Raw genomic sequence first — 3,074 nt, forward strand, 5'->3', positions numbered from 1 at the left:
GAAGATCTGGGTATCCGTATTTCGTGGTTGAATTCGTCTTGTGCGGCGCAACGTATCGTGTGACGCGGGCGGTTGGAGGGCGCCGAACGGCCAGTAGCCGACTTTCAGGATTCAAGGTCAAACGACCGCTTCAGGCTGAGAGCCGAAGTTCACCGATGGTCGCTTCGCGGCACCTCAGTACTGGGCAGTGAATCCAATGGGCTACGCACCGCCCCTCTCACATGGGCGTAGATCATGGTGATCGCCAAGCATTTCAACCCGAAAAGCCCGATGGGCTATTAACCTTCCACAACGTGAGGTCCGAGGGCCGGCGACAGCCAAAGCGATCAAAGACAACCTCCTGCCTTCCAACCGATACAGCGATCTCAATAGGGACGACTGAAGGCGTCGTTGACATTTCGCACTGGACCTGTTTGGCAAACTCCTTTTAGACTGTGTGCAACATTCTGTTTCAACGAGCCAATATTCCAAGAGGGGAGGATAGGACCGGTGATCACTCAGATAGACATAGCGAGCTTTGGCAGCTTTCAAGGCTTGGACTGGAAGAAAACCGTTCGGGACAGCGGAAAAAACGTTCAGGATTTCAAACGGCTGAACATCCTGTACGGGCGCAACTACTCAGGCAAGACGACGCTCTCCCGCGTGTTCCGTTCCCTGGAGACACGCAAGGTCCCCCTCAACTACTTTGGCCCCTCGTTCACCATCCATGGGGACAAAGGCTCTATCAGCCAGGCTACTCTAGCCACCCACACCTATGACGTGCGGGTCTACAACCGCGACTTCGTAACGGACAACCTCAGTTTCCTCGTCAACCAGCAGATCGGTGGAGAGATCAAGACCTTCGCCATCGTCGGGGAGAAGAACAAGGAGATTGAAGAAGCCATAGCTGCTATTGAAGCGAAGCTTGGCAAAGTGGAGGAAAAGACTGGCCTTCGGTTCGACTTGGAGGGTAAGAAGACGGAACGTGACCGCACCAAGAGCACCTATAAAACTGCCGCCGATAACCACGAAGGCAAGTTGCGTTCTCACGCCAATGACACCATCAAGCAAAACCGCCAGTATGGACCAGCGGTCTATAACATTGATAGCATAAAAAAGGACATCCTTGCGACCAAAAAGACAGGATTCACCGCACTGAGCGTTGAGGAACAGGCCGCTAAGCTTGCTTTGCTCAAACAAGATGCCCTTGCAGACATTTCGGGATCGATAAGTTTCACTCTCGCAATGGATTCGCTACGAAGTACGGCGCAATCATTACTTTCGAAAGAGATCAAGCCAACCACACCAATCCAAGAACTGCTCAATGACAGCGTTCTTCAACTCTGGGTTAAGCAAGGTCTCGGCCACCACCGTGATAAACGAGACACCTGTGCCTTCTGCCGCCAGAGCCTGCCGCACAACATATGGCAGACCCTTGATGAGCATTTCAGCAAAGAGTCGGGTGAGCTTGAGGCTGCCTTGGATAACGCGATCACCTCAGTGAAAGAAGAGATAGCAGCCATAGCTGGCTTTATCAGCTTCAAGCGTGAGCAGTTCTACGCTGAGGAACGCGCAGCCTTTTACCTCATTAGCAAGGCACTTGCAGAGGCTCTCGCGATCTACAAAAAGGATCTTGAATCGTTGAAGAAATCTTTAGAGAGCCGAAAAGCCAGCCTCTTCCAAACTGTAGTTATGAAGGAAGCACTTTATGACGCCAATGAAATTCAGCGGCATGTAGACGCCATTAATGCGATTATCTTAACCAACAATGATAAAACCAAGACGTTGGACAAGGATAAAGCGACTGCAAGAGAAGCACTTCGCTTGACAGACGTGTATGCGTTTGCTCAAGCGATTAGCCATGACACAGAGCTTAATCGTATTGCTGATCTGAAGACTAAGGCTGAGACGGCCAACACCGCCTTCAATGATGTCAGCACGCAGATCACAAAGCTCGAAGACGATATCACGGCATTGAGAGCAAAAGAAAAGGATGAGCGAAAAGGTGCTGATCGTATCAACACCCTGCTTACTCACTTTTTCGGTCATGATGGCATCAAGCTGGAAGCCAAAGACAACACCGATAAAACTGCTGTCAGGTTTGAGATTACCAGAGATGGTAAATCGGCTTACAACCTGAGCGAAGGTGAATGCAGTCTTATCGCATTCTGCTACTTTATTGCCAAGCTTGAAGAACCAGAGTCTAAAGGTAAAGACCTAATCATATACATTGATGATCCTATATCAAGCTTGGACGGAAATCACATTTTTTTTGTGTTCAGCCTCATTGAGAGCCTTATTGCCAGGCCGCAAAAAAATAATGACGGAACGAACAAGTATCGCTACAAGCAATTGTTTATTTCCACACACAATCTTGACTTCTTGAAATACCTCAAGAAGTTATCACTCCCACCTGAGAAAAACCATGGTGGGAATCAGCACTTTCTGATTGAGAGAAACGGAGCAGCCAGCGCCATTTCTGTAATGCCCGCCTACCTCAAGGAGTATATTACCGAATTCAATTATCTCTTCCATCAGATCTACAAGTGTCGCGATGCGGAGTATGCGAAGGTGTCACACGAGCCGTTCTACTCTTTTGGGAACAATCTGAGAAAGTTTCTAGAGGCATTCTTGTTCTACAAGTTCCCTCACCATGACGACAAAAATGACAGCCTTGAAAGGATGAAAAAATTTTTTGGTGATGACGATACGGCTATCGCTCTTGCCAATCGCCTCAATAACGAGTTATCTCATTTGGAATCAATTTTTGACAGGAGCATGAAGCCAGTGGAAATTCCTGAGCTTCCAAAGCTGGCTAACTATGTACTGGATAAGATCTATGAGAAAGACCCTCACCAATACAATTCATTATTGAAGAGCATTGGCGAGCCAGAACGAGTGAGCTAACCATATTGTCAAATCTACAGCACGGCTAATAACATCCCTTGGCTGCCGCTCATCTCGGACGTTGAGCTATCGGGCGACAAGTTCGACGATTTGAGCGACGGCAGCCGCTGGAAAGCAGGCGTTGGCCGGTGACGCTCGAGCGGCAGCAACGGGTCGAACTGGGACAGCCGACCCGCCTGCGAAATCGT

General features: G+C 49.1%; 1 protein-coding gene. It reads left to right on the forward strand.

Annotation, left to right across the window (positions count from 1 at the left end):
- Positions 1 to 489 precede the first annotated feature (489 nt).
- Positions 490 to 2,886: an AAA family ATPase gene (locus tag K309_RS0134350; RefSeq protein ID WP_029050404.1), complete on the forward strand. Its 2,397-nt coding sequence runs from the start codon at positions 490 to 492 to the stop codon at positions 2,884 to 2,886.
- The last annotated feature ends 188 nt before the right edge of the window (positions 2,887 to 3,074 follow it).

This window comes from Cupriavidus phytohabitans (assembly GCF_000426345.1).
Classification (GTDB): domain Bacteria; phylum Pseudomonadota; class Gammaproteobacteria; order Burkholderiales; family Burkholderiaceae; genus Cupriavidus.